The organism is Silvania confinis, assembly GCF_025564085.1.
In the GTDB taxonomy this organism is placed as follows: domain Bacteria; phylum Pseudomonadota; class Gammaproteobacteria; order Enterobacterales; family Enterobacteriaceae; genus Enterobacter; species Enterobacter confinis.
Window position 1 is genome coordinate 113339 of the sequence record NZ_JAMGZJ010000075.1, and the last position, 25706, is coordinate 139044.

Annotated in this window: 25 protein-coding genes; 18 read left to right on the plus strand and 7 right to left on the minus strand. The window is 58.0% G+C overall.

Annotated elements, in window-relative coordinates:
* The first annotated feature begins 83 nt into the window (after positions 1 to 83).
* The 4 genes from ytfR (at position 84) to M8013_RS11585 (ending at position 5272) form a co-directional block, all read left to right on the plus strand.
* A complete protein-coding gene (gene ytfR, locus M8013_RS11570; RefSeq protein ID WP_271267951.1) occupies positions 84 to 1586 on the plus strand; it encodes a galactofuranose ABC transporter, ATP-binding protein YtfR in 1503 nt (500 codons plus the stop codon).
* A gap of 13 nt (positions 1587 to 1599) precedes the next feature.
* On the plus strand, positions 1600 to 2622 hold the full coding sequence (gene ytfT / locus M8013_RS11575; protein ID WP_272501621.1) for a galactofuranose ABC transporter, ATP-binding protein YtfT: 1023 nt from the start codon (positions 1600 to 1602) through the stop codon (positions 2620 to 2622).
* Entirely contained in the window at positions 2609 to 3607 is a 999-nt protein-coding gene (gene yjfF / locus M8013_RS11580) for a galactofuranose ABC transporter, permease protein YjfF (RefSeq protein WP_271267953.1), read from the plus strand. Before ytfT ends, yjfF begins: the two co-directional genes overlap by 14 nt.
* Before the next feature lie 96 nt (positions 3608 to 3703).
* A complete protein-coding gene (locus tag M8013_RS11585) occupies positions 3704 to 5272 on the plus strand; it encodes a methyl-accepting chemotaxis protein (RefSeq protein WP_271267954.1) in 1569 nt (522 codons plus the stop codon).
* Here M8013_RS11585 and M8013_RS11590 read toward each other — a convergent pair.
* Positions 5247 to 5600, minus strand: coding sequence for a LysR family transcriptional regulator (locus M8013_RS11590; protein WP_271267955.1), 354 nt, complete (start codon positions 5598 to 5600; stop codon positions 5247 to 5249). The two genes, M8013_RS11585 and M8013_RS11590, sit on opposite strands and share 26 nt — an antisense overlap.
* 176 nt (positions 5601 to 5776) lie before the next feature.
* Positions 5777 to 6775 (minus strand): class 1 fructose-bisphosphatase, encoded by a 999-nt coding sequence (fbp, locus tag M8013_RS11595; RefSeq protein WP_271267956.1) that lies wholly within the window; start codon positions 6773 to 6775, stop codon positions 5777 to 5779.
* Between the two features lie 179 nt (positions 6776 to 6954).
* Here fbp and mpl point away from each other — a divergent pair, with 179 nt between their 5' ends.
* Positions 6955 to 8328, plus strand: coding sequence for a UDP-N-acetylmuramate:L-alanyl-gamma-D-glutamyl-meso-diaminopimelate ligase (gene mpl / locus M8013_RS11600; protein WP_271267957.1), 1374 nt, complete (start codon positions 6955 to 6957; stop codon positions 8326 to 8328).
* A 98-nt stretch (positions 8329 to 8426) separates the two neighbouring features.
* On the opposite strand, the gene yjgA is transcribed toward mpl, so the two are convergent.
* A complete protein-coding gene (gene yjgA, locus M8013_RS11605; RefSeq protein ID WP_271267958.1) occupies positions 8427 to 8978 on the minus strand; it encodes a ribosome biogenesis factor YjgA in 552 nt (183 codons plus the stop codon).
* Between the two features lie 94 nt (positions 8979 to 9072).
* On the opposite strand from yjgA, the gene pmbA reads away from it, so the two are divergent.
* From pmbA to M8013_RS11670, 13 genes are all read left to right on the plus strand, one after another.
* Positions 9073 to 10425 (plus strand): metalloprotease PmbA, encoded by a 1353-nt coding sequence (pmbA, locus tag M8013_RS11610; protein WP_271267959.1) that lies wholly within the window; start codon positions 9073 to 9075, stop codon positions 10423 to 10425.
* Between the two features lie 54 nt (positions 10426 to 10479).
* On the plus strand, positions 10480 to 10866 hold the full coding sequence (gene cybC, locus M8013_RS11615; RefSeq protein WP_271267960.1) for a cytochrome b562: 387 nt from the start codon (positions 10480 to 10482) through the stop codon (positions 10864 to 10866).
* Between the two features lie 311 nt (positions 10867 to 11177).
* A complete protein-coding gene (locus M8013_RS11620) occupies positions 11178 to 11516 on the plus strand; it encodes a PRD domain-containing protein (RefSeq protein ID WP_271267961.1) in 339 nt (112 codons plus the stop codon).
* 10 nt (positions 11517 to 11526) lie between these two features.
* Entirely contained in the window at positions 11527 to 11889 is a 363-nt protein-coding gene (locus M8013_RS11625; RefSeq protein WP_271267962.1) for an SFCGS family glycine-rich protein, read from the plus strand.
* Between the two features lie 2 nt (positions 11890 to 11891).
* The gene (locus M8013_RS11630; RefSeq protein ID WP_271267963.1) at positions 11892 to 12191 is read left to right on the plus strand and encodes a DUF4312 family protein; all 300 of its coding nucleotides are present in this window, start codon (positions 11892 to 11894) and stop codon (positions 12189 to 12191) included.
* Between the two features lie 21 nt (positions 12192 to 12212).
* Positions 12213 to 12989: a DUF4311 domain-containing protein gene (locus tag M8013_RS11635; protein WP_271267964.1), complete on the plus strand. Its 777-nt coding sequence runs from the start codon at positions 12213 to 12215 to the stop codon at positions 12987 to 12989.
* Positions 12990 to 13002: 13 nt separating this feature from the next.
* Positions 13003 to 13644, plus strand: a complete 642-nt coding sequence (locus tag M8013_RS11640) for a DUF4310 family protein (protein WP_271267965.1) — start codon at positions 13003 to 13005, stop codon at positions 13642 to 13644.
* A gap of 42 nt (positions 13645 to 13686) precedes the next feature.
* Positions 13687 to 14820: an amidohydrolase/deacetylase family metallohydrolase gene (locus M8013_RS11645; protein WP_271267966.1), complete on the plus strand. Its 1134-nt coding sequence runs from the start codon at positions 13687 to 13689 to the stop codon at positions 14818 to 14820.
* Complete coding sequence (locus M8013_RS11650; RefSeq protein ID WP_271267967.1) at positions 14804 to 15922, plus strand: DgaE family pyridoxal phosphate-dependent ammonia lyase; 1119 nt, start codon at positions 14804 to 14806, stop codon at positions 15920 to 15922. Before M8013_RS11645 ends, M8013_RS11650 begins: the two co-directional genes overlap by 17 nt.
* Positions 15919 to 16659: a 2-dehydro-3-deoxy-phosphogluconate aldolase gene (gene dagF, locus M8013_RS11655; protein WP_271267968.1), complete on the plus strand. Its 741-nt coding sequence runs from the start codon at positions 15919 to 15921 to the stop codon at positions 16657 to 16659. The genes M8013_RS11650 and dagF overlap by 4 nt, the downstream gene beginning before the upstream one ends.
* Positions 16660 to 16698: 39 nt before the next feature.
* Positions 16699 to 18609, plus strand: coding sequence for a BglG family transcription antiterminator (locus M8013_RS11660; RefSeq protein WP_271267969.1), 1911 nt, complete (start codon positions 16699 to 16701; stop codon positions 18607 to 18609).
* A 77-nt stretch (positions 18610 to 18686) separates the two neighbouring features.
* Positions 18687 to 18929 (plus strand): type II toxin-antitoxin system RelB/DinJ family antitoxin, encoded by a 243-nt coding sequence (locus tag M8013_RS11665; RefSeq protein ID WP_271267970.1) that lies wholly within the window; start codon positions 18687 to 18689, stop codon positions 18927 to 18929.
* The gene (locus tag M8013_RS11670) at positions 18919 to 19203 is read left to right on the plus strand and encodes a type II toxin-antitoxin system RelE family toxin (protein WP_271267971.1); all 285 of its coding nucleotides are present in this window, start codon (positions 18919 to 18921) and stop codon (positions 19201 to 19203) included. Before M8013_RS11665 ends, M8013_RS11670 begins: the two co-directional genes overlap by 11 nt.
* A gap of 3 nt (positions 19204 to 19206) precedes the next feature.
* Here M8013_RS11670 and nrdG read toward each other — a convergent pair whose 3' ends face one another.
* The 4 genes from nrdG to treB form a co-directional block, all read right to left on the minus strand.
* Positions 19207 to 19671: an anaerobic ribonucleoside-triphosphate reductase-activating protein gene (gene nrdG, locus M8013_RS11675; RefSeq protein WP_271267972.1), complete on the minus strand. Its 465-nt coding sequence runs from the start codon at positions 19669 to 19671 to the stop codon at positions 19207 to 19209.
* A gap of 323 nt (positions 19672 to 19994) precedes the next feature.
* Complete coding sequence (gene nrdD, locus M8013_RS11680; protein WP_271267973.1) at positions 19995 to 22133, minus strand: anaerobic ribonucleoside-triphosphate reductase; 2139 nt, start codon at positions 22131 to 22133, stop codon at positions 19995 to 19997.
* A 370-nt stretch (positions 22134 to 22503) separates the two neighbouring features.
* Positions 22504 to 24159, minus strand: coding sequence for an alpha,alpha-phosphotrehalase (treC, locus tag M8013_RS11685; RefSeq protein WP_271267974.1), 1656 nt, complete (start codon positions 24157 to 24159; stop codon positions 22504 to 22506).
* Positions 24160 to 24208: 49 nt separating this feature from the next.
* On the minus strand, positions 24209 to 25627 hold the full coding sequence (gene treB, locus M8013_RS11690; protein ID WP_271268098.1) for a PTS trehalose transporter subunit IIBC: 1419 nt from the start codon (positions 25625 to 25627) through the stop codon (positions 24209 to 24211).
* Positions 25628 to 25706 lie beyond the last annotated feature (79 nt).

Genomic DNA, 25706 nt, shown 5'->3' on the forward strand with positions numbered 1-25706 from the left:
CGACGCTGCGCTTGCCCGGCCTACGATACGCTTTTTGTAGGCCGGTTAAGCGTAGCGCCATCTGGCGTGATGCAGGGGGAAGCATGACCACAGACCAACACCAGGAAATCCTCCGCACAGAAGGATTAAGCAAGTACTTTCCCGGCGTAAAAGCGCTGGATAGCGTCGATTTCAGCCTGCGCCGTGGCGAGATCATGGCCCTGCTGGGGGAGAATGGCGCCGGGAAATCCACCCTCATTAAAGCCCTGACCGGCGTCTATCACGCCGATCGCGGCACCATCTGGCTGGATGGTCATACCATTTCGCCAAAAAACACCGCCCACGCCCAGCAGCTGGGTATTGGTACGGTCTATCAGGAAGTGAACCTGCTGCCGAACATGTCGGTGGCCGATAACCTGTTTATTGGCCGGGAGCCGAAGCGCTTTGGCCTGATTCGACGCAAAGAGATGGTGGCGCGCGCCACCCGATTAATGGAGTCATACGGCTTCTCTCTCGACGTGCGTGAACCCCTGAACCGCTTTTCGGTGGCGATGCAGCAGATTGTGGCCATCTGCCGGGCTATCGATCTGTCTGCTAAAGTGCTGATCCTCGATGAACCCACCGCCAGCCTCGACACCCAAGAGGTAGAGATGCTCTTCACCCTGATGCGTCAGCTGCGCGACCAGGGGGTGAGCCTGATTTTCGTCACCCACTTCCTCGATCAAGTGTATGAGGTCAGTGACCGCATTACCGTGCTGCGCAACGGCAGCTTTGTCGGCTGTCGCGAAACGCGCGAGCTGCCGCAAATTGAGCTGGTGAAGATGATGCTGGGCCGCGAACTGGAGACCAACGCCCTGCAGCGCGCGGGCCGCACCTTGCTCAGCGATAAGCCGGTGGCGGCGTTTAAAGGCTACGGCAAAAAAGGCACCATCGCCCCGTTTGATCTTGAGGTTCGCCCCGGCGAGATCGTCGGTCTGGCGGGCCTGCTGGGATCCGGGCGCACCGAAACGGCCGAGGTGATCTTCGGGATCAAACCTGCCGACACCGGCAGCGCGCTGATCAAAGGCAAACCTCAGACCCTGCGCTCACCGCATCAGGCCTCCAGCCTCGGGATCGGCTTCTGCCCGGAAGACAGGAAAACTGACGGAATTATTGCTGCGGCCTCGGTGCGCGAAAACATCATTCTGGCCCTGCAGGCCCAGCGCGGCTGGCTGCGGCCAATCCCTAAGCGTGAGCAAAACGCCATTGCCGAGCGCTTTATTCGTCAGCTGGGGATTCGTACGCCGAGTGCGGAACAGCCGATTGAATTCCTCTCCGGCGGTAATCAGCAAAAAGTCCTGCTGTCGCGCTGGCTGCTGACCAAACCGCAGTTCCTGATCCTCGACGAGCCGACGCGCGGCATCGACGTCGGTGCCCACGCGGAAATTATCCGTCTGATCGAGACCCTGTGCGCCGACGGTCTGGCGCTGCTGGTGATCTCGTCGGAGCTGGAAGAGCTGGTGGGTTATGCCGACCGGGTGATCATCATGCGCGACCGGCAGCAGGTGGCAGAGATCCCGCTGGAAGCCCTGTCCGTTCCGGCCATCATGAATGCCATTGCGGCTTAAGGAGAGCACCGTGATGCCCCGTTCCGTTTCTCAAACCGGCGAGCCGAAGCGCCGCTTCAAATGGCCCACCGGGATGCCGCAAATTATTGCGCTGCTGCTGGTGCTGCTGGTCGATAGCCTCGTTTCGCCGCATTTTTATCAGATAATCCTCCAGGACGGCCGCCTGTTCGGCAGTCCGATTGATATTTTAAACCGCGCCGCGCCGGTGGCGCTGCTGGCGATTGGCATGACGCTGGTGATCGCCACCGGCGGGATCGACCTGTCGGTGGGGGCGGTGATGGCCATTGCGGGAGCGACGGCCGCGTCGATGACCGTGGCCGGACACAGCCTGCCGGTGGTACTGCTGGTGACGCTGGGTACCGGGGTGCTGGCCGGGCTGTGGAACGGCATTCTGGTCGCCATCCTCAAGATCCAGCCGTTCGTCGCCACCCTGATTTTGATGGTGGCCGGGCGCGGGGTCGCACAGCTGATTACCTCCGGGCAGATCGTGACCTTTAACGCCCCGAACCTGGCGTGGATTGGCAGCGGCTCGCTGTTTTTCTTCCCGACGCCGGTGATCATCGTGGTGTTGACCCTGATTGCCTTCTGGCTCTTCACCCGCAAAACCGCCCTCGGGATGTTCATTGAAGCGGTGGGGATCAACATTCGTGCGGCGAAAAACGCCGGGGTCAGTACCCGCCTGATGGTAATGCTGACCTATGTGTTAAGCGGAGTATGCGCCGCGATTGCCGGGATTATCGTCGCGGCGGATATTCGCGGGGCCGATGCCAATAACGCCGGGCTGTGGCTGGAGCTGGATGCCATTCTGGCGGTCGTAATCGGCGGCGGCTCGCTGATGGGCGGGCGCTTTAACCTGCTGCTGTCGGTGATTGGCGCGCTGATTATCCAGGGGATGAATACCGGGATCCTGCTGTCCGGGTTCCCGCCAGAACTCAACCAGGTGGTGAAAGCGGTGGTGGTGCTCTGCGTGCTGATCGTGCAGTCGCCGCGCTTTATCAGTCTGATTAAGGGGATGCGTGGTCATGATAAAACGTAATTTACCGCTGATGATAACCCTGGGCGTGTTCGTGCTGGGCTATCTCTACTGTCTGACGCAGTTCCCCGGCTTTGCCTCGACGCGCGTCATCTGCAACATCCTGACCGATAACGCCTTCCTCGGGATCATCGCCGTCGGCATGACTTTTGTGATCCTCTCCGGCGGGATCGACCTCTCCGTCGGGTCAGTGATCGCCTTTACCGGCGTGTTCCTCGGGAAAGCGATTGGCTTCTGGGGGATCTCTCCGCTGCTGGCCTTCCCGCTGGTGCTGGCGATGGGCTGCGCCTTTGGTGCCTTTATGGGGCTGCTGATCGACGCGCTGAAAATTCCGGCCTTTATTATCACCCTCGCCGGGATGTTCTTCCTGCGCGGCCTCAGCTATCTGGTGTCGGAAGAGTCGATCCCGATTAACCATCCAATCTACGAGACCCTCTCAAGTCTGGCGTGGAAAATCCCCGGCGGCGGTCGTCTGAGTATTCTTGGCCTGATTATGCTGGGCGTAGTGGTGATTGGGATGTTCCTCGCGCACCGTACCCGCTTTGGCAACGAAGTGTATGCGATGGGCGGCAGCGCGACCTCCGCCAACCTGATGGGCATCTCCACCCGCAGCACCACTATCCGCATCTATATGCTCTCCACCGGGCTGGCGACGCTGGCGGGGATCATCTTCTCCATTTATACCCAGGCGGGCTACGCGCTGGCCGGGGTGGGGGTAGAGCTGGATGCGATTGCCTCGGTGGTGATTGGCGGTACGCTGCTGAGCGGCGGCGTCGGAACAGTGCTCGGAACCCTGTTCGGGGTGGCGATCCAGGGGCTGATTCAGACCTACATTAACTTCGACGGCACGCTCAGCTCATGGTGGACCAAGATTGCGATTGGCATTCTGCTGTTCATCTTTATTGCCCTGCAGCGTGGTTTGACGGTGCTCTGGGAGAACCGCCAGAGCTCGCCTGTTACACGCGTGAGCACAACCAGCACAAAGTAGTAACATACTGAATTTGCTAAAGGTCTAATTATTTTCCGGTAGCGGCCGATAATCTTTAATTCTGTCCAGATTTATCTCGCTACCGGAAATTACATCATGCTGAAAACGCTATCGATTCGTACCGGCTTGCTTTCGTTACTGGCCGTTATGACCTTCCTGCTGCTGCTCGTCAGCGGTATCGGTATTTATGCCCTTACCCAAAGCTCCTCCTCACTGGAGCGTATTAACCACCTACAGGGTGAACAACTGGTGCAGCTCAGTTCGGGCTACACCCTGATCCTGCGCGCGCGCAATGAAGCGGGTCAGGCCGTCCGCATGATGGAGGTCGGCCTGCTGGATGACGCGTCGAAATCGGTGAAAAACATCAATAACGAAATCGCGCTGGCGCAAAAAACGCTGCAGGGCGTTTTCGCCAGCGGCGTGAGCAACCCCGAAGGCGAGCAGTTGCTGAAGCAGGTGGCGACAAGCCTGGCGGCCTACAACGAAAAAGGGATAGTGCCGATGCAGAAGGCGCTGAACGAGCAGAGCGCCGATGCCTATTACGACCTGCTGGAGAACAGCCTGGTACCGGTAGCGCGTCAGTTCGATAACGACATGCAGGCTTTCCAGGCCTGGAGCGAAAGCCGTGGCAAAGCCGAAGTGGCGGCAGTGCAGGCGAGTAAACGTCAGGTGATGCTGCTGATTATCGTTGCCGCGCTGCTGACTGCCGGGATTATCGTGCTGGCCTGGCTGGCGCTGCGTCATATGCTGCTCAAGCCTCTTTCCGCTTCGATTGCCCAGCTGGAGCATGTTGCCGCAGGCGATTTGACCCACACCATGGATCCGCCTGCAAGCCAGGAGTTTAACCGCCTGAATGCGGCCATCGAAGCGATGCGCCAGTCGCTGATGGGCTCGGTACTGCGGGTACGCGATGCCAGCTCGCAAATCGACATCGGCAGCCGGGAGCTGACCGCAGGCAACATGCACCTGGCCCAGCGCACGGAATCGAACGCCACCTCGCTGGAGGAGACCGCGGCCAGCATGGAACAGCTCACCGCCACCGTGAAACAGAACGCCGACAACGCCGAGCAGGCGCACCTGCTGGCGAAGACCGTCTCTGATACCGCCGATCGCGGCAGCGAAATGGTGTGCTACGTGATTGAGAAGATGCGCGATATCTCCGGCAGCTCCAGCCGTATCGCCGATATCCTCAGCGTGATCGACGGGATTGCCTTCCAGACCAATATTCTGGCGCTAAACGCCTCGGTGGAAGCCGCTCGCGCGGGTGAGCAGGGACGTGGGTTCGCGGTCGTGGCCGGTGAAGTACGTAATCTTGCCAGCCGCAGCGCCGATGCCGCCAAAGAGATCCGCACCCTGATTAGCGACTCGCAGTCGCACGTCAGCGAGGGCAGCGAGCTGGCGCAGCAGGCGGGTGAAACCATGGATGAGATTGCTACCGAAGTGCTGCGGATGACGAAGCTGATGCGGGAAATTGCCAACGCGTCGCAGGAGCAGAGTCACGGGATTGCGCAGGTAAATATTGCCGTCAATCAGATGGATGAAACGGCGCAGCAAAACGCCGCGCTGGTGCAGCAATCTTCGGCCGCGACGCGCTCGCTGGAAGATCAATCGCGCGAGCTTATCGAGGCGATGTCGTCTTTCAAACTGTCGATGCAGCAGGCGTAGTCTCAGCATATTCCGGCGCCGCAGGCGTCGGAAGGCTTTGCCCATCTACCGGGGTGCTGGCGATATGATCGTGGATCATGCCCAGCAGCTTTTCCATCTCGCCGGTCAACTGCAGTGCATGCGGCGTGGGATCCAGAAACAGTCCCTTTCGCGTGAACAGCGGCTCGTTAAACAGCATACCAAAGCGTTTTAGCGCCAGGCTAACGGCTGGTCTGGACATATTCAGACGTAAAGAGGCTTTGGCCATACTCCCGCACCTGACGACTTCAATAAAGACCGGAATAAGATTGAGATCGATACCCGTGGAGGATCGAGAGAGGTTTTTCATATCTGCTGATTCCCAACTATGAACACTATTTGAACGCCGCCATGATGACGGATTGGACAGGTGGGTTACAGCAGCATTTTTATATAGCGTTATACCGACAACAGTATAAATAAGCGCAGATTATGCCGGTAAAAAAGTAAAAAGGGGCCATAAGGCCCCTGATATAAATCTAAAAATTACGCGTCCGGGAATTCGCGGATCAGACGTTCAACATCATCAACCATATGATCGTTGCCGACGAAGAACGAACGACGCTGGTGCAGGCTTTCCGGCATGATATCCATAATCCGCTCTTTACCGTCGCTGGCTTTACCGCCGGCCTGTTCCGCGAGGAAGGCCATCGGGTTGCACTCGTACAGCAGGCGCAGTTTACCTTCCGGGTGGCTGGCGGTGCTTGGGTAGAGATAGATCCCGCCTTTCAGCAGGTTGCGGTGGAAATCCGCCACCAGAGAACCGATATAGCGCGAGGTATACGGGCGCTGGGTAGCCATATCTTCTTCCTGACAGAATTTAATGTACTTCTTCACACCCGACGGGAATCTAATGTAGTTACCTTCGTTGATGGAGTAAGTGCTGCCCTTCTGCGGATAACGCATGCGCTCCTGGCTCAGGCAGAATACGCCCAGCGACGGGTCGTAGGTAAAGGCATGCACGCCGCAGCCGGTGGTGTACACCAGCATGGTCGAGGAGCCATAAACCACGTAGCCCGCGGCCACCTGCTTGTTACCCTGCTGCAGGAAATCTTCTTCGGTTACCGGCGTACCAACAGGGGTGACGCGACGGTAAATGGAGAAGATAGTGCCGACAGAAACGTTAACGTCGATGTTAGATGAACCATCCAGCGGATCCATCAGAACGACATACTTTGCATGTTCACAGCCTTCAAAGACGACGATTTCATCTTCTTCTTCGGAGGCGATCCCGGCAACGATGTCGCGTGCGCGCAGTGCAGCTTTCAGTTTTTCATTCGCGAACAGATCGAGCTTCTGTTGAACCTCGCCCTGCACGTTTTCAGCACCGCTGGCACCCAGGATATCGACCAGTCCGGCCTTGTTGATATCGCGGTGGATGATCTTGGCGCCCAGTTTTATTGCCGACAACAAAGCAGTGAGCTCACCGGTTGCATGAGAGAACTCGTGCTGCTTTTCGACAATAAATTCACCTAACGTTTTCATAACCCCTTCCCTGCATTCGATGTTGAGTAAAGTTGTTGATGCCCAACAATCTTAACAAACTTTCAAATATTCGCGCAGAGGTGAATCGCGCCAGCAAGATACAGATTTTCCTGAAATGCGTTCCTCTGCCGACGACATGTGCGTAAAATGTGCGCCACATAGAAGAAGGATAGTGACGTATGCGCATTCATATTTTAGGGATTTGTGGCACTTTCATGGGCGGCCTGGCAATGCTGGCGCGCGCTCTGGGTCATGAAGTGACAGGTTCGGACGCCAATGTGTATCCGCCGATGAGCACGCTGCTGGAGAGCCAGGGAATCGATCTCATTCAGGGATACGATGCCAGCCAGCTGGATCCGCAGCCGGATCTGGTGATTATCGGCAACGCGATGACGCGCGGTAATCCCTGCGTAGAAGCGGTACTGGAACGCAATATTCCGTACCAGTCTGGCCCACAGTGGTTACATGATTTTGTGCTGCGCGACCGCTGGGTGCTGGCAGTCGCTGGGACGCACGGTAAAACCACTACTGCGGGGATGGCGACCTGGATCCTCGAAGCCTGCGGCTACAAGCCAGGTTTTGTGATCGGCGGTGTGCCGGGTAATTTCGAGGTCTCGGCACGACTGGGCGACAGCCCGTTCTTTGTCATCGAAGCCGACGAGTACGACTGCGCGTTCTTTGATAAACGCTCCAAGTTTGTCCACTACTGCCCGCGCACGCTGATCCTCAACAACCTTGAGTTCGATCACGCGGATATCTTTGACGACCTGAAAGCGATTCAGAAGCAGTTCCACCATCTGGTGCGCATTGTGCCGGGTCAGGGGCGCATTATCCTGCCGGAAAATGACATTAACCTGAAACAGACGATGGCGATGGGCTGCTGGAGCGAGCAGGAGCTGGTGGGCGAGCAGGGCCACTGGCACGCGAAAAAGCTGACCAACGATGCCTCCCAGTGGGAAGTGCTGCTGGATGGCGAAAAAGTCGGCGAGGTGAAATGGGCGCTGGTGGGTGAACACAACATGCATAACGGTCTGATGGCGATTGCCGCGGCCCGCCATGTGGGCGTACTGCCTGCCGATGCTGCTCAGGCGCTGGATTCGTTCATTAATGCCCGTCGTCGCCTTGAGCTGCGCGGCGAAGCCCATGGCGTGACGGTGTATGACGATTTCGCCCATCACCCGACTGCGATTCTGGCGACGCTGGCCGCCCTGCGCGGTAAAGTGGGCGGCACGGCGCGGATCCTGGCAGTACTGGAACCGCGCTCGAACACCATGAAAATGGGGATCTGCAAAGACGATCTGGCACCCTCGTTAGGCCGTGCGGATGAAGTCTTCCTGCTGCAGCCGCAACATATTCCGTGGCAGGTGGCGGAAGTGGCGGACGCCTGCATTCAGCCCGCGTACTGGCATGCCGATGTCGATACCTTAGCGGAGATGGTGGTGAAAACCGCGCAGCCTGGCGATCACATTCTGGTGATGAGCAACGGCGGGTTTGGTGGCATCCACCAGAAACTGCTGGACGGTCTGGCGAGAAAGGCGGAAGCCGTAGAGTAAAAAAAGCCCGGTAGCGCAACGCTTACCGGGCTTTTTTTGTCGACCGGAGAAGGCGTTTACGCCGCCATCCGGCAAACAGCAGGCACACTACAACACCATTACGCCTCGGCTTCCGCCAGCTCGCGCAGATACTGGAAAATCAGACGTGCAGACTTCGGCGGCTTATTCGTCTCTTTCTCTTTCTGCGCATTACGGATAAGCGATCGCAACTGCTGGCGATCGGCATCCGGCCACAGGTTCAGCACTTCTGCTACGGCGTCATCACCATTATCAATCAGACGATCGCGGATCTGCTCCAGCTTATGGAACAGGGCGACCTGCTGGTTGTGGCGGTTTTTGAGCTTATCCAGCGCCTGGCGGATAGGATCCACGTCGCGCTGGCGCAACATTTTGCCAATCAGCTGCATCTGGCGACGGCGGCCCTCTTTCTTGATGCGTTGTGCCAGTTCGATGGCGGCGCGTAGATCGGGATCGAGCGGGATTTTATCCAGCGCGTTCTTACCCAGTTCTACTATTTCTGCACCAAGCTGTTTTAACTCTTCGGCGTCGCGTTTAATTTCACTTTTACTGACCCAGATGATTTCATCATCTTCGTCTTCGATGTCATCACCGGGAACGTCGTCGAGCCAGTCTTCGGGCTGCTTAGTCATGTCAGGCTCCTTAAAAAAGAGGCTAATGTTACCAGTTTAGACGCGTACTGAGAAACGGTTCTCTGTTAGACTTCAGCTAACTACACCTTACATTATGGCATTTACGATGAAAGTGATCTCACAAGTTGCAGCGCAGCGTAAAGCACTGGAAAACGCCGTCTCCATGGCCCTTGAGCTGGCGTCAGCGAAATCAGACGGGGCAGAAGTCGCCGTCAGTAAAACCACCGGCATCAGCGTAAGCACGCGCTATGGCGAAGTGGAAACCGTTGAATTTAATAGCGATGGCGCCTTAGGGATTACTGTTTATCACCAGAACCGTAAAGGCAGCGCCTCGTCGACGGACTTAAGCCCGGACGCTATCGCGCGTACCGTGCAGGCGGCGCTGGATATCGCCTGTTACACCTCGCCGGACCCGTATGCGGGCGTGGCAGATAAAGAATTGTTGGCCTTTGAGGCCCCGGATCTGGATCTGTTCCATCCGGCAGAAGTCTCGCCTGACGAAGCCATCGAGCTGGCCGCTCGCGCCGAACAGGCCTCGCTGAAGGCCGATAAACGCATCACCAATACCGAAGGCGGCAGTTTTAACAGCCACTACGGCATTAAAGTGTTTGGCAACAGCCACGGTATGTTGCAGGGCTACAGCTCAACCCGCCACTCGCTCTCAAGCTGCGTGATTGCCGAAGAGAACGGCAACATGGAGCGCGATTATGCCTATACCATTGGCCGCGCACTGAGCGACCTGCAGTCGCCGGAGTGGGTGGGTGAAGAGTGTGCCAAACGCACATTGTCCCGTCTCGCGCCGCGAAAACTGTCTACCATGAAAGCACCGGTTATTTTTGCCAATGAAGTGGCGACCGGGCTGTTCGGCCATCTGGTCGGCGCGATTGCGGGCGGTTCTGTGTACCGTAAATCGACCTTCCTGCTCGACGCGCTGGGCACCCAGATCCTGCCGGAATGGCTGACCATTGAAGAGCATCCGCACCTGCTGAAAGGGCTGGCCTCGACGCCGTTCGACAGCGAAGGCGTGCGTACCGAGCGTCGCGACATCATCAAGGACGGCATCCTGACCCAGTGGCTGCTGACCAGCTATTCCGCACGCAAGCTGGGGCTGCAAAGCACCGGTCACGCCGGTGGCATCCACAACTGGCGCATCCCTGGCCGCGGCCTGAGCTTTGAGCAGATGCTGAAAGAGATGGGCACCGGACTGGTGGTGACCGAGCTGATGGGGCAGGGCGTCAGCGGCGTGACCGGCGACTACTCGCGCGGCGCGTCCGGCTTCTGGGTCGAGAACGGCGAAATTCAGTATCCGGTGAGCGAAATTACCATCGCCGGCAACTTAAAAGATATGTGGCGCAATATCGTGACGGTAGGCAACGATATTGAGACCCGCAGCAATATTCAGTGTGGTTCAGTACTGTTGCCGGAGATGAAAATCGCCGGTCAGTAATATTCAAGCGCACTCCGGTGCGCTTTTTTTTCATAATAATAAAGGACGTGAGCAATGCGTAAAAACCTGTTAGCTATCCTCGCGGCGTCTTCGCTGGTGCTGAGTTCGTCAGTGTTTGCTGCCGATCTGGAAGACAACATGGACACCCTCAGCGAGAACCTGAAGGTAGTGCAGAAAACGGATAATGCGGATGAGATGAAATCTGCCTTAACCAAAATGCGGACCGCTGCGCTGGATGCGCAAAAGGATACCCCGCCGAAGCTGGAAGGTAAGGCCGCTGACAGCGCGGAGATGAAAGACTACCGTCACGGTTTTGACGTACTGGTCGGCCAAATTGACGGTGCTGTGAAGCTGGTCAACGAAGGCAAAGTGAAAGAAGCCCAGGCCGCGGCAGATGGATTCGTTGCTACGCGCAACGAAAACCACAAAAAGTTCCGCTAGTCTCACCTGACATCATCAACGGGGGCATCATGCTCCCGTTTTATTTGCTGAAGCGTAATAAGAAAACCTTATCCACATCACATTTCTGTGCCTCCGTTGATCAACGATTCCACTTTACTTGCCCTTCATTTGCCGCCGAATAGCGTGACATCCATCACGTAAAGCCAGCTGATAATACATATTCAGCGCAATTATGTGGCACAGATCACTGGTGCCGCTTTCCTTTCCACTTCGAAGTGGAAAACAACCCGCTACAAACTCTTAACCGCCAGCGTTAGTTTTATTCCAGAGCCATTAACGGGATAAGACCAGTGATTAACGGAGCGGTAATGAACGACGTTGGGGACCAGGCGGCGCAAACTGAAACGCTCGCCGATACCATGCTTGAGCAGGTCTATGCCCTGCTTGCTCGCCACAACATCATTCCCAATGACGTCCAGCAGCAGATGCTGACTTCCCACGTCCGCGCGATGGCGCACCGGTCAGTGACCGGCGAGCCGCTGCCGGAGGTCGAAGCGGACCTGTTTGACGAAATTTCACCTGATTCAATGTCGTTGGCCCGCGAAGTGGTGGCGCAGTTTGGCAATCTTCCTGATGAAGAAGCCTGGCTGCTGTCCGTTCACTTCGAAGTCGCGAAAGACAACCTTTAAGGAGCACAAGATGGAACAGATTACAGTCGTAATTGGCGATCGCCTGGGTAAAGGGCAGAAAGTGGCCGCAGGCGTCGAAAAAGCGGGCGGCCGTGCGGTAGTCGTACCGGGCGTGGCGGCGGATATGAAGCTGGGCGACGTGATGAAGGCCGAAAACGCCACCTTCGGCATCTCCTTCTGCGGCAGCGGCGGTGCAGGTGCTATCACCGCCCAGACCAAGCACGGCTACAAAGCGAAATACGGCATGCGTTCCGTGGAAGAGGGCGTCACCGCCATCAACGAAGGCAACAACGTGCTCGGGTTTGGCTTTATGGATAAAGAAGAGCTGGGCGAGCGTCTGGTGCTGGCGTGGCAGAAGAAGTACGGCGCGTAAGCATGAAAGAACAATTCACCACCACGGTGAGAGTGAGCGGCAAAGGCGAGGCGAAAGCCCGCGCTTTTGCCGACGCCCTGAACCACGTACAGGCGACGGTGATGAAAGCCTCGCCCCATATTCTACTGCGCATAGAGCCACAGGACGTGCAGGTTATTCATGCGCGAGAAGCGGTACGCAAAGAGGCATTTTTGTTTTTCTTTTTGCGCCGGGAAAGACGCACCTACAGCGTGGAGCTGGACGTGACCGTCAACGTGACCGCCATCAACCTCGACCAGGTCGATTTTGTCACGCAACGCTGAAATGACTAAAAGGGCAGACAGATGTTCCTGATAATTTTAATAAAATCGCTCATCATCGGCGGCCTGGTTGGCGTCGGTGTGGGTGCCGGGGCTGCACGCATGTTTCATGCGCCTACCACACAAGGTATGGGCGCGTTTCGTACATTGGGGGAGCTGAACTCCTGTGAAGGGGATCCGGCTTCTCACTTCTCCTTCGGTCTGGGGTTCTTCTTTAACGCCTGGGCCTCGTCCGTTGCGGCGGGGGCATTCACCCAGGACGTGGACCATCGCATTATCCCTAACTGGGGTGCTGCGGCACTGATGCTGAAAAACCGCAACGTCGGCGAGACGCTGCACGATCCACGCAAAATGGCGATTGCCTGCGGCGTGATCGGCATGCTGGTTGTCACCTTCCTTAACCTCACTGCCTCTTCCGTTCCGGCAGCGCTGCAAGTTACCGCTGTTAAGGTGCTGGTTCCGGCGGCGAACCTGCTGGTTAACACCGTCATGCCGGTGATCTTCTGGCTGGCGGCCATTGATGCCGGTAAAAAATCGGGCTTCTGGGCCACCGTCTTTGGCGGCGCTGCGCAGCTGATTATGGGTAACGCCGTACCGGGTCTGGTGCTGGGCATCCTGATCGGTAAAGGCGTGGAAGAGAGCGGCTGGAACCGCGTCACCAAAGTGATGATGGTCGCCATCGTTCTGCTGTTCGTGCTGAGCGGCTTCTTCCGCGGCTTCGACATGAAGATGATCGAATCCTTCCATCTGACCGTGCCGAACTGGCTCGACATGATCCATAACTCGCTCAGCGGCAAGTAACAGGAGCCTCGCAATGGAACAGAATAAAGGTTTTTGGTATGCCGACTGGTCGTTCCCGATCTTCGTTGGCCTGCTCTCTTCCGGCGTGTTCGCCGGGACACACATGTACTACCTGTACGGCATCGGCGCATTTAACGAAGTGGCCTTCGTGGCGATGCTGAAAGCAGGCATTGATACCGGTGCTTACGGCGCGGTGGCGGCGTTCGGCGCCAGTTTCCTGTTTGCCCGTATTATCGAAGGCTCGCTGGTGGGGATCCTCGACATCGGCGGCGCGATCCAGACCGGCGTGGGCCTTGGGGTTCCAGCACTGCTGCTGGGGGCAGGCATCATGTTCCCGGTGACCAACTTTATCGCCTCGCTGGCGACCGGCCTGATTATTGGCCTGGCGATTGGTTACATCATCATCCTGGCGCGTAAGTTCACCATCAATCAGAGCAACTCCACCTACGGGGCTGACGTGATGATGGGCGCGGGTAACGCCTCCGGCCGCTTCCTCGGGCCGTTGATTATCCTCAGCGCCATGACCGCCTCGATTCCAATCGGTATTGGATCGCTGGCCGGCGCGCTGCTGTTCTATATCTGGCAGAAGCCGATCACCGGTGGCGCTATCCTCGGCGCAATGCTTTTAGGCTGGCTGTTCCCGGTCGCCCTTTAATACCCTCGGGCGCTTCGGCGCCCGCTTCAACAGGAGAGCAGTATGTTTGATTTACTCCTGCGCCGTGCGCGCCTCACCGACGATACCCTGACCGATATCGCCATCCAGGACGGGAAGATTGCGGCGGTGGGCGACATCACCGATCCCGCACAGCAGACCGTTGAACTGAACGGCGACACCTACGTCAGCGCAGGCTGGATTGACTCCCACGTCCACTGCTACCCGAACTCCCCGATCTACTTTGATGAGCCGGACAGCGTCGGCATTGCCACGGGCGTCACCAGCGTGGTGGATGCCGGCAGCACCGGAGCCAACGACGTGGATGATTTTTATGCCATTACCCGCCAGGCGGCAACCGAGGTGTATGCCCTGCTGAACATCTCCCGGGTGGGGCTGATTGCCCAGAACGAACTGGCGGACATGAACAATATCGACGCCGACGCGGTGCAGCAGGCGGTGGCCCGTCACCCGGACTTTATCGTCGGCCTGAAAGCGCGGATGAGCAGCAGCGTGGTGGGCGACAACGGCATCACGCCGCTGGAGCGTGGCAAAGCGATGCAAAAAGCCAACGGCGATTTGCCGCTGATGGTGCATATCGGCAACAACCCGCCGAACCTCGATGAGATTGCCGATCTGCTGAGCTCTGGCGACATCATCACCCACTGCTACAACGGTAAACCCAACCGCATTCTGACCCCAACCGGCGAACTGCGGGCGTCGGTCACTCGCGCGCTGAAGCGAGGCGTGCGTTTAGACGTGGGGCACGGTACGGCGAGCTTCAGCTTTGAAGTGGCGAAACGCGCCATCGCGCTGGGTATTCTGCCGCACACCATCAGCTCGGATATCTACTGCCGCAACCGTCTTAACGGTCCGGTGGGCTCACTCGCGAGCGTGATGTCGAAATTCCTCGCCATCGGCATGTCGTTGCCGCAGGTGATTGACTGCGTCACCGCCCACGCCGCCGACGGCCTGCGGCTGGCGCGCAAAGGGCGCATTCAGCCGGGGCTGGATGCCGATCTGACGCTGTTCACGATTAAACGCCAGCCGACGCTGCTGGTGGATGCTGAAAACGACAGCCTGCAGGCTGAACACATTCTGGTGCCGCTGGCCGCCATTCGGGCGGGCAAGGGCTACATGACCGAACAAGGGAGCGCGGAACATGTCTTCGATTTATGAGAAATACGATTTAAAACAGGTTATTAACACCTCCGGGCGTATGACGGCGCTCGGCGTGTCTACCCCGCGCCCGGAAGTGGTGCAGGCGGCGATGGACGGCATGAACCAGTACTTCGAGATGAAAGATCTGGTCAACAAAACCGGGGAATACATTGCCAGGCTGCTGGATGTGGAAGGGGCGACGGTCGTCTCCTGCGCCTCGGCGGGTATTGCCCAGTCGGTGGCGGCGGTGCTGGTGAAAGACAGCGACTGGCTGCTGGAAAACCTGCACGTCACCGCGATTGAGAACAACGAAATCGTACTGCCGAAAGGCCATAACGTTAACTTTGGTGCCCCGGTGGGCTCGATGGTGGCGCTGGGCGGCGGCAAGCTGGTGGAAGCGGGCTACGCCAACGAATGCTCCGCCGATCAGCTGGCGGCGGCGATCACCCCGCGCACGGCGGCGATCCTGTATATCAAATCCCACCACTGCGTGCAGAAAAGCATGCTCAGCGTGGAGCAGGCAGCGGTGGTGGCGCGTAAACACAACCTGCCGTTAATTGTCGATGCGGCAGCCGAAGAAGATCTGCACGTTTACTACCGCTCCGGCGCGGATCTGGTGATCTACAGCGGCGCGAAGGCGATTGAAGGGCCGACCAGCGGGCTGGTGATCGGCAAAACGCAGTACGTTGAGTGGGTGAAGCGCCAGACGGCAGGCATTGGCCGGGCGATGAAAGTGGGCAAAGAGGGCATTCTGGGCCTGACCTGCGCCATCGAACACTACCTGACGGCGACCAAAGAGAGCGGGGCGGAGATGGTGGCGAAGATGACCCCCTTTATCGATGCGCTAAACACGCTGAACGGCGTAACCGCCCGCGTGGTGTGGGACAGCGCCGGGCGTGATATTGCCCGGGCAGAGATCGCTTTCAACGAAGGCGTGACTGGCGTCGGCACCGGCGATCTGGTCAGCCAGCTCAAGCAGGGCGAATACGCCATTTACTTCCGTGGCTATAAGGCCAACGAAGGGATCATCGAAGCGGACGTGCGCAGCGTCAACGCTGACCAACTGAACATTGTCTATCGCCGTATCAGCGAAGTGTTAGGCCAGGAGAAACAGGCATGAAACTGACCCCCAATTTTTACCGCGACCGCGTGTGCCTGAACGTGCTGGCAGGCTCTAAAGCTAACGCCAGCGCCATTTACGAAGCCGCAGAAGGCCATGTGCTGGTGGGCGTACTCTCCAAAAATTACCCGGACGTGGCAAGCGCCGTGGCCGATATGCGCGAGTATGCGGCGCTTATCGACAACGCGCTCTCTGTCGGACTCGGCGCGGGCGATCCGAATCAGTCGGCGATGGTCAGTGAAATCGCCCGCCAGGTGCAGCCTCAGCACGTTAACCAGGTGTTTACCGGCGTGGCGACCAGCCGCGCGCTGCTGGGTCAGAGCGACTCGGTGGTGAACGGTCTGGTGTCACCCACCGGCACGCCGGGTTTAGTGAAAATCTCCACCGGGCCGCTCAGCAGCACGGCACCGGACGGCATTGTGCCGGTCGACACGGCGATCGCCCTGCTGAAAGATTTTGGCGGCAGCTCGATTAAATACTTCCCGATGGGCGGTCTGAAATGCCGTGACGAATACCAGGCGGTGGCCGAGGCCTGCGCCCGTCACGACTTCTGGCTGGAGCCGACCGGCGGCATCGATCTGGAAAACTACGAAGAAATCCTGCACATTGCGCTGGAGGCGGGCGTAAGCAAAATTATTCCGCATATCTATAGTTCAATTATCGACAGCGCCAGCGGCAACACCCGTCCGGAAGACGTGCGCACGCTGCTGGAGATGACCAAAAAATGGGTAAAGTAGGCTTTGCCCCCCACCCCTAAGCCCTGAAAGGATACCGACGTGCGATTTGCGAACCCGCGTTTAGCGCAACTGTTTGAGATGTTGCAAAACGAAACGCTGCCTCAGGACGAGCTGGCGCAACGGTTGTCGGTATCCACGCGTACCGTCAGGGCGGATATCACCGCCCTGAATGCGCTGCTGGCCGATCACGGGGTGCAGTTTATCCTCAGTCGGGGTAACGGCTATCAGCTTAAAATCGACGATGCCAGCCGCTATCAGCTGCTGCAGGACACCCACCCGCGGGCAATACGCATCCCGCGCAGCAGCCCGGAGCGGGTGCATTATCTGGTGGTGCGTTTTCTCACCTCGGCCTTTTCGCTGAAACTGGAAGATCTGGCTGACGAATGGTTTATCAGCCGCGCCACGCTGCAAAGCGACATGGCGGAGGTACGGGAGTGGTTCCATCGCTATCATCTGACCCTGGAAACCCGTCCGCGCCACGGCATGAAGCTGTTTGGCAGTGAGATGGCGATCCGCGCCTGCCTGACCGACCTGCTGTGGAAGCTGGCCCAGCAGGACAGCCTGAATCCGCTGGTCACCGAAGTGGCCCTTAACGCCGGAGTTCCTGAGCAACTGGTTCGGGTGTTGCACGAGACCTGTACCCGCCACCAGATCCGCCTGACCGATGAAGGCGAGTTGTTTTTACGTCTTTACTGCGCGGTGTCGGTGCGGCGTATCAGCGAAGGCTATCCGCTGCCGGAGTTCAGCGCGCAGGAGGTGGCCGAGAACGTGCGCGAGGCCGCGCGGGACATCGCCAGCGCCATCGCCCAACTGGCCGATAAAGCGCTCTCGCCGTCGGAAGAGAACTGGCTGTGCGTCCATATCGCCGCCCGCCAGGTGCAGGAGATCTCGCCGAGTGCGATTAACGCCGATGATGAAGAAGCACTGGTGAACTACATCCTGCGCTACATCAACACCCAATATAACTACAACCTGCTCAGTGATACCCAGCTGCACGCCGATTTACTCACTCATATAAAAACCATGATCACCCGCGTGCGCTACCAGATCATGATCCCTAATCCGCTGCTGGATAACATCAAACAGCACTACCCGATGGCGTGGGACATGACCCTGGCGGCGGTGTCGGGTTGGGGGAAATACACCCCGTATGCGATCAGTGAAAACGAAATTGGTTTCCTGGTGCTGCACATCGGCGTCGGGCTGGAGCGCCATTACAACATTGGATACCAGCGCCAGCCGCGGGTGTTGCTGGTGTGCGACGCCGGGAATGCGATGGTGCGCATGATCGAGGCGGTCCTGCAGCGCAAATACCCCCAGGTGGAAATCAGCCGCACCCTGACCCTGCGGGAATACGAGCTGATGGAGAGCATCAGCGAAGACTTCGTGATCTCCACTGCGCGGATCGCCGAAAAGGCCAAGCCGGTGGTGACAATCGCCCCGTTCCCCACCGAGTATCAGCTGGAGCAGATTGGCAAGCTGGTGCTGGTGGACAGAACCCGTCCGTGGATGCTGGAGAAGTATTTCGACGCCAGCCATTTTCGCATTATCGACAAGCCCATCGATCAGCAGACGCTGTTCCAGCAACTGTGCGCTCAGCTGCAGGAAGAGGGCTTTGTCGGGGCGGAGTTTCTCGATTCGGTGGTCGAGCGTGAAGCTATCGTCAGCACCCTACTGGGCGACGGGATCGCGCTGCCGCACTCCCTTGGCCTGCTGGCGCAAAAAACGGTGGTGTACACCGTCCTCGCGCCGCACGGCATTCAGTGGGGAGATGAAACCGCCCACGTCATCTTCCTGCTGGCGATCAGCAAAAGCGAGTATGAAGAGGCGATGGCAATCTACGATATCTTCGTCACCTTCCTGCGTGAACGGGCGGTGACGCGACTGTGCGGCTGCCGCGACTTTGAGGCATTCAAAACCGTGGCGATGGAGAGTTTGAGCCGTTTTTGAGAGGCGTTATTCAGAATTCGATGTAATGCGAATGTAATGCTAAACTGCATTACATTTTCAACATTGTCGGAGGCATAATGGCCACACTTAACGTCCGTCTGGATGACAAACTCAAAACCGAGGCTTATGCCGTGCTGGAAAAACTGAACATCACCCCAACGGAAGCCGTTCGGCTTCTGTTTCAATATGTCGCTGAAAATGGCCGTATGCCGGTGAAAACCGTCACGGTGAGCGACAGCGAAGATGAATTGCTCAGGACCGTCAGGCAACGGCTGGCGGATCCGCAGCAGGGAATCAAGGTCAGTGTGGATGACTTATGAGCTGGAATTTGATCCGCGTGCGCTGAAAGAATGGCAGAAACTGGGCGACACCGTTAAGGCCCAGTTTAAGAAGAAGCTGGCAATCATACTCTCGAACCCGCGAATAGAATCTGCCAGGCTCCATGATTTACCAGACTGCTATAAAATTAAGCTCAAATCATCCGGCTATCGGCTGGTCTATCAGGTGAGAGACACCGTTGTCACCGTCTTTGTCGTTGCGGTGGGAAAACGCGAAAAATCAGCTGTCTACCGTCAAACAAATCAACGTCTTTAAGATTCAGCGCAGATGATGCACCACCTGGTTGCTGCTGCCGCGCCAGATCAGCATCGGGTCTTTCAGATCCTGCACAAACTTGCCGTCGATCAGCACGTTGATCAGATCCACCACGTCCATTTGTGCCGCATTCAGCTCATCCAGCTTATAGCCGGTCCAGACCCAGATATCTTTGCCCGCGCACTCGGCGCGAATGCGCTGCACCAGCTTTAAAATCTCCGGCACATTTTGCGGATGCAGCGGATCGCCGCCGGACAGGGTGATCCCCTGGCGCTTGACGCGCGTATCGTTGAGATCGTCGATGATCCGCTGTTCCATCTCGGCGGTGAACGGCATCCCCGAGTTCAGCCGCCAGGTGCTTTTGTTGTAGCAGCCGGGGCACTCGTGGATGCACCCGGAGACAAACAGGGTGCAGCGGGTGCCGGGGCCGTTGACGATGTCGACGGGGTAATACTGGTGGAAGTTCATAGCGTTAACCTGATGCCCTCACCCCGGCCCTCTCCCCCAGGGAGAGGGAGAAAACCGGTGCCGGGCTCAACAATGTGCTCGTTCGGTTCCCTCTCCCACAGGGAGAGGGCGAAAACCGGTGCCGGGCTTAACAATGTGCTCGTTCGGTTCCCTCTCCCCCAGGGAGAGGGAGAAAACCGGTGCCGGGCTTAACAATGTGCTCGTTCGGTTCCCTCTCCCACAGGGAGAGGGAGAAAACCGGTGCCGGGCTCAATAATGTGCTCGTTCGGTTCCCTCTCCCTTGAGGGAGAGGGTTAGGGTGAGGGGGAAAATCGATCCGCACGTCAGCCGATCTGCCCATTCCCTAAATGTTTCACGCGGCGCTTCACTTCTTCCTGCTTACCGGCGTTGAACGGACGCGCGTCCGGGCTGCCGAGGTAGCCGCACACCCGGCGGGTCACGGAGACGCGGGCGGCGTCGTGGTTACCGCATTTCGGGCAGGTGAAGCCTTTGCTGGTGCATTCGAACTCACCGGTAAAGCCGCACTCGTAGCACTCATCAATCGGCGTGTTGGTGCCGTAATACGGCACGTGCTGATAGCTGTAATCCCACACGTCTTCCAGCGCTTTCAGGTTGTGCTGAATGTTCGGGTATTCGCCGTAACAGATAAAGCCACCGCTCGCCACCGGCGGGTAGGCCGCTTCGAAATCGATCTTGTCGTACGGATTAACCTTTTTCTCCACGTCGAGGTGGAAGCTGTTGGTGTAGTAGCCTTTATCGGTCACGCCGTCCACCAGGCCAAACTCGGCGGTGTCCAGACGGCAGAAGCGATCGCACAGGTTCTCGCTCGGGGTGCTGTACAGGCTAAAGCCGTAGCCAGTTTCGTCTTTCCAGCGATCCACCGCGTTACGCAGGTGCTGCACAATGGCGATCCCTTTCTGGCGCAGGGTTTCGCTGTCGTAAATATGCTGCTCGCCCGCCAGGGCGTTGATGGTTTCGTGGATCCCGATATAGCCCAGCGAAATAGACGCGCGGCCGTTTTTGAAGATCTCAGACACGTCATCGTCGGCTTTCAGACGCACGCCGCAGGCCCCTTCCATGTACAGGATGGGTGCCACGCGGGCTTTCACCCCTTCGAGGCGGGCGATACGGGTCATCAGCGCTTTACGCGCCAGCACCAGGCGGTCGTCCAGCAATTTCCAGAAGGCTTCTTCGTTGCCTTTGGCTTCCAGCGCGATGCGCGGCAGGTTGAGGCTGATCACGCCGAGGTTGTTACGCCCGTCGTGCACCTGCTCGCCGTTTTCATCTTCATACACGCCGAGGAAGCTGCGGCAGCCCATTGGGGTTTTGAACGAGCCGGTGACTTTCACGACCTGGTCATAGTTGAGGATGTCCGGGTACATGCGCTTACTCGCACACTCCAGCGCCAGCTGCTTGATGTCGTAGTTGTCATCGCCGAACTTGTGGTTCAGGCCGTCGCGGATAGCGAACACCAGCTTCGGGAACACCGCAGTCTTGCGGTTTTTGCCGAGGCCAGAAATACGGTTGCGCAGAATAGACTGCTGGATCAGACGTGATTCCCAGCTGGTGCCCAGCCCAAAACCAAAGGTCACGAATGGCGTCTGACCGTTGGCGGTGTGCAGGGTGTTGACTTCATATTCCAGCGACTGGAACGCGTCGTAGCACTCTTTTTCGGTGCGCGAGCGGGCATAACCGTCCGCGTCCGGGATCTTCCACTCTTCGGCCACGCGGCGATGCTTGCTAAAGCTGGCGGCAACAAACGGGGCCAGCACTTCATCGATACGGTTGATGGTGGTGCCGCCATAGATATGGCTGGCGACCTGGGCAATGATTTGCGCGGTTACGGCGGTGGCGGTGGAGATCGATTTTGGCGGTTCAATCTCGGCGTTACCCATCTTAAAGCCGTGGGTCAGCATGCCTTTCAGGTCGATCAGCATACAGTTGAACATCGGGAAGAACGGCGAGTAGTCGAGATCGTGATAGTGAATATCGCCCCGCTCGTGCGCCTGTACCACGTCGCGCGGCAGCAGATGCTGACGGGCGTAGTGCTTGGCGACGATACCGGCCAGCAGGTCGCGCTGGGTCGGGATCACCTTGCTGTCTTTGTTGGCGTTTTCGTTAAGCAGGGCGGAGTTGGTCTGCTCGACCAGGCCGCGGATCTCCTGATTCAGGCGACCGCGTTTTTCACGCTCGATATCGCGGTCGTGGCGATATTCAATGTAGGCGCGCGCCAGCTGCTTGTACGGGCCGGACATCAGCTGGTTTTCGACCGCGGTCTGGATCTCGTTAATGTCCACTTTGCTGCGGTCGTTCATCTGCTGACTGACCACCTCTGCGACGGTGGCGCAATAATCTGCGTCATCGACTCCCGCTGCTTTAGCTGCACGCAGAATTGCTTCTTTAATGCGCTCTGATTTGAAAGGCACATTACAGCCATCTCGTTTCATCACATGCGGTGTCATGATCACTCCATTTTAAAAACAGGTTATCCACAAAAGGACAGAAACGGGCGCGGCGCGTAACAGCCGACCCGCTCGAGGAATCTTGTTATTGCGACCCGTGTTATCCACAGATGTCAGTCATACCCCTACGGTTATCTTTTAGGAATTGTAGAGGACAAATACAACATCTTGGGTCGGCGTGCATTTTAAGTTCTATATGTAGTGATTTGCATCAAACTTGTTTGCGATTTATTTGATTCAGGACAAAGTAAAAAACGAAGTGTACAGAGGGCGGGCGATCGGTGATTTGTAAATTGTTTCAGGACAGAAACAGGTTGATTTCAGCAAAAAAAGTCTGTGCCGGGCAGCGCCTGCTGCCCGGCATGTGAGATTACGACTGTAGCCACCACACCGCTTCAAACGGGCGCAGGGTCATGGCACCAGGCTGCGGCGACACTTCGGCATAGTTGCTCATTACCACCTGCCAGGTGTCTTCCACGGCTTCAGGCTGCCACGGCTGACAGTCGCGGCTCAGGTTTGCCACCACCATCAGCGTCTGGCCCTGCCACTGGCGGCGATAGCACCACAGCGACGGGTGTTCCGGGAGACAATCCTGATAATCGCCCCAGGTCAGTACCGGCAGGGTTTTACGCAGGCTGATTAAGGCCTGATAGGTGTAAAACACCGAGTCGGGATCGTTGAGGGCCGCGTCGACGTTGACGGACTCCGCGTTGCCACACAGCGCAATCCACGGCTCGCCGGTGCTAAACCCGGCGCCAGGCGAAGCATCCCACTGCATCGGGGTACGACTGTTGTCGCGGGATTTACTCGCGAGGATCGCCAGCAGCTCGTCGGCGTCCCGGCCCTGGGCGCGCAGGGCGGCAAACATATTGTGGCTCTCCACGTCGCGGTAATCGGTGATGCGGGTAAAGTGCGGGTTGGTCATGCCAATCTCTTCACCCTGATAGATGTAAGGTGTGCCCTGCATCCCGTGCAGCACCATCGCCAGCATTTTGGCCGCCGGGACGCGGTATTCGCCCTCGTCGCCAAAGCGCGAGACGATGCGCGGCTGATCGTGGTTACACCAGAACAGCGCGTTCCAGGCCTGGTTGTGCATCCCCTGCTGCCAGTGGCTGAACAGGGCTTTTAACGCCACAAAGTCCGGTTTGGCGCGCGTCCACTTCTCACCAAAGGGGTAATCCACCTTCAGATGGTGGAAGTTAAAGGTCATCGACAGCTCGCGCCCGTCGAGCGCGGCGTACTGCTGGCAGTGCTCCAGGCGGGTGGAGGACATCTCGCCCACCGTCATCAGATTGCGCGGGATAAAGACGTCGCGGCTCATCTCCTGCAGATAGTCGTGAATGCGCGGCCCGTCGGTATAGAAGTGGCGGCCATCACCCAGTAAATCGTCCGGGAAATCCTGATCCTTCGACACCAGGTTGATCACGTCGAGACGCAAGCCGTCCACGCCGCGATCGGCCCAGAACTCGCAGGCTTTTTTCAGCTCAGCGCGCACCTCGGGGTTTTCCCAGTTCAGATCCGCCTGCTCGGGGGCAAACAGGTGCAAATAGTACTGCTCGCTTTCGGCGTGCCAGCGCCAGGCGTTGCCGCCAAACTTGGAGAGCCAGTTATTCGGCAGCTGATCCGGGGTGCCGTCGCGCCAGATGTAAAACTCGCGGTAAGGGCTGGTCGGGTTCAGCGACTCGCGAAACCACGCGTGCTGGGTGGAGGTGTGGTTAAACACCATATCCAGCACGATGCGGATCCCTCGTTTGTGCGCCCCGGCGACCAGCTCGTCAAAATCGTCAAGGGTGCCGTAAGCCGGATCGATGGCGGTGTAGTTCGCCACGTCGTAGCCGTTATCCACCTGCGGGGAGATGTAGAACGGCGTCAGCCAGATGGCGTCGACGCCGAGGGTTTTCAGGTAATCGAGACGCGAGGTCACGCCGCGTAAATCACCGGTACCGCGCCCGGTCGTGTCCTGGAAGCTCTTAGGGTAAATCTGGTAGATGACGCCGTTTTGCCACCACTGCGGAAGGGTATTCATAATGGGTTCCTGCAAATGCGAAGGGGGCGCAACTGCGCCCCGAAGAAGATTAAACAGTCTGTAACGCGCCCTGGCGGAACTTGCGCTGGTAGACAACGGTGGTCAGCGCCATGGGTACAATAATCGCCACGGCCATTGCCATCGCAAACACCTGCCAGTAGGTCGGCTGAATGGAGAGGATGCCCGGCAAACCGCCGACGCCAATGCCGTTGGCCATCACGCCATTCAGCCCGCACAGCAGCCCGGCAAGGCCGGAGCCGATCATCGCGCACAGCATCGGGAAGCGGTACTTCAGGTTGATGCCGTACATCGCCGGTTCGGTGACGCCGAGGAAGGCGGAGATCGCTGCCGGCACCGAGATTTCACGTTCGTTATGCTTGCGGCTGACCAGGATAATGCCGGTCACAGCCGACGCCTGAGCAATGTTCGACAGGGCAATGATCGGCCAGACTGGCGTGCCGCCGAGGCTCTGGATCATCTGCATATCAATCGCCAGGGTAGTCTGGTGCACGCCGGTGATCACCAGCGGGGCATACAGGAAGCCAAACAGCGCCGCACCAATCGGGGCAAAACTGCCGGTCATCAGGTGACGCACGGCGTAAGCCACGCCGTCGCCAATCATGCGGCCAAACGGACCGATCAAGGCGTGGGCGAGGAACACCGCGAGGATCAGCGAGCATACCGGCACCACCACCAGATAGAGGTAATCCGGCACGATGCGTTTCAGACGGGTTTCAATCATCCCCAGCGCCAGGCCTGCCAGCAGGGCCGGGATCACCTGCGCCTGATAGCCGACTTTAGCGATGGTAAACAGGCCGAAGTTCCACACGTCCGGAACCTGCTGCCCAAGTAAGTAAGCGTTCATTAACTGCGGAGAGACCAGCGTGATGCCCAGCACGATACCGAGGATCGGCGTGCCGCCCATTTTGCGCACCGCCGACCAGCAAATGCCCACCGGCAGATAGAAGAAGATCGCCTCACCAATCAGCCACAGGAAGTCATTGATGCTTTGCAGCGCCGGGTACATCTGCGCCAGGGTTTTGCCGTCGCTCATTGGCACATCGCCAATCACGTTACGGAAGCCCAGAATCAGGCCACCGCTGATCAGCGCCGGCAGCAGCGGGAAGAAGATCTCAGCGAAGTGTGAAATGAGCTGTTCATGCCACTTCATGTTCTGGCGCGCGGCCTTTTTGGCCTGCTCTTTATCCGCTGACGAGTGGCCGGTGGTGGTCAGTAGCGCCTTGTAGTAGTCACCGACTTCGGTGCCGATCACCACCTGGAACTGCCCGGCGTTGGTGAAGCAGCCTTTCACCATCGACAGGTCTTCAATGGCTTTAGGGTCGGCCTTCGCCGGGTCGTTTAACACAAAACGCAGGCGGGTAATGCAGTGGCTGACTGTCGCGATGTTTTCGCGTCCGCCAACCAGCACAATCAGCTGGTCGATATCAGTTTGTTTCACTTTACTCATCATGAAGCCTCATGACAGATGGGAGGGGGTTATGAACTGGAGGCAAGCCTACTCTTTCAGCGTAACGCGGAAAATGGGA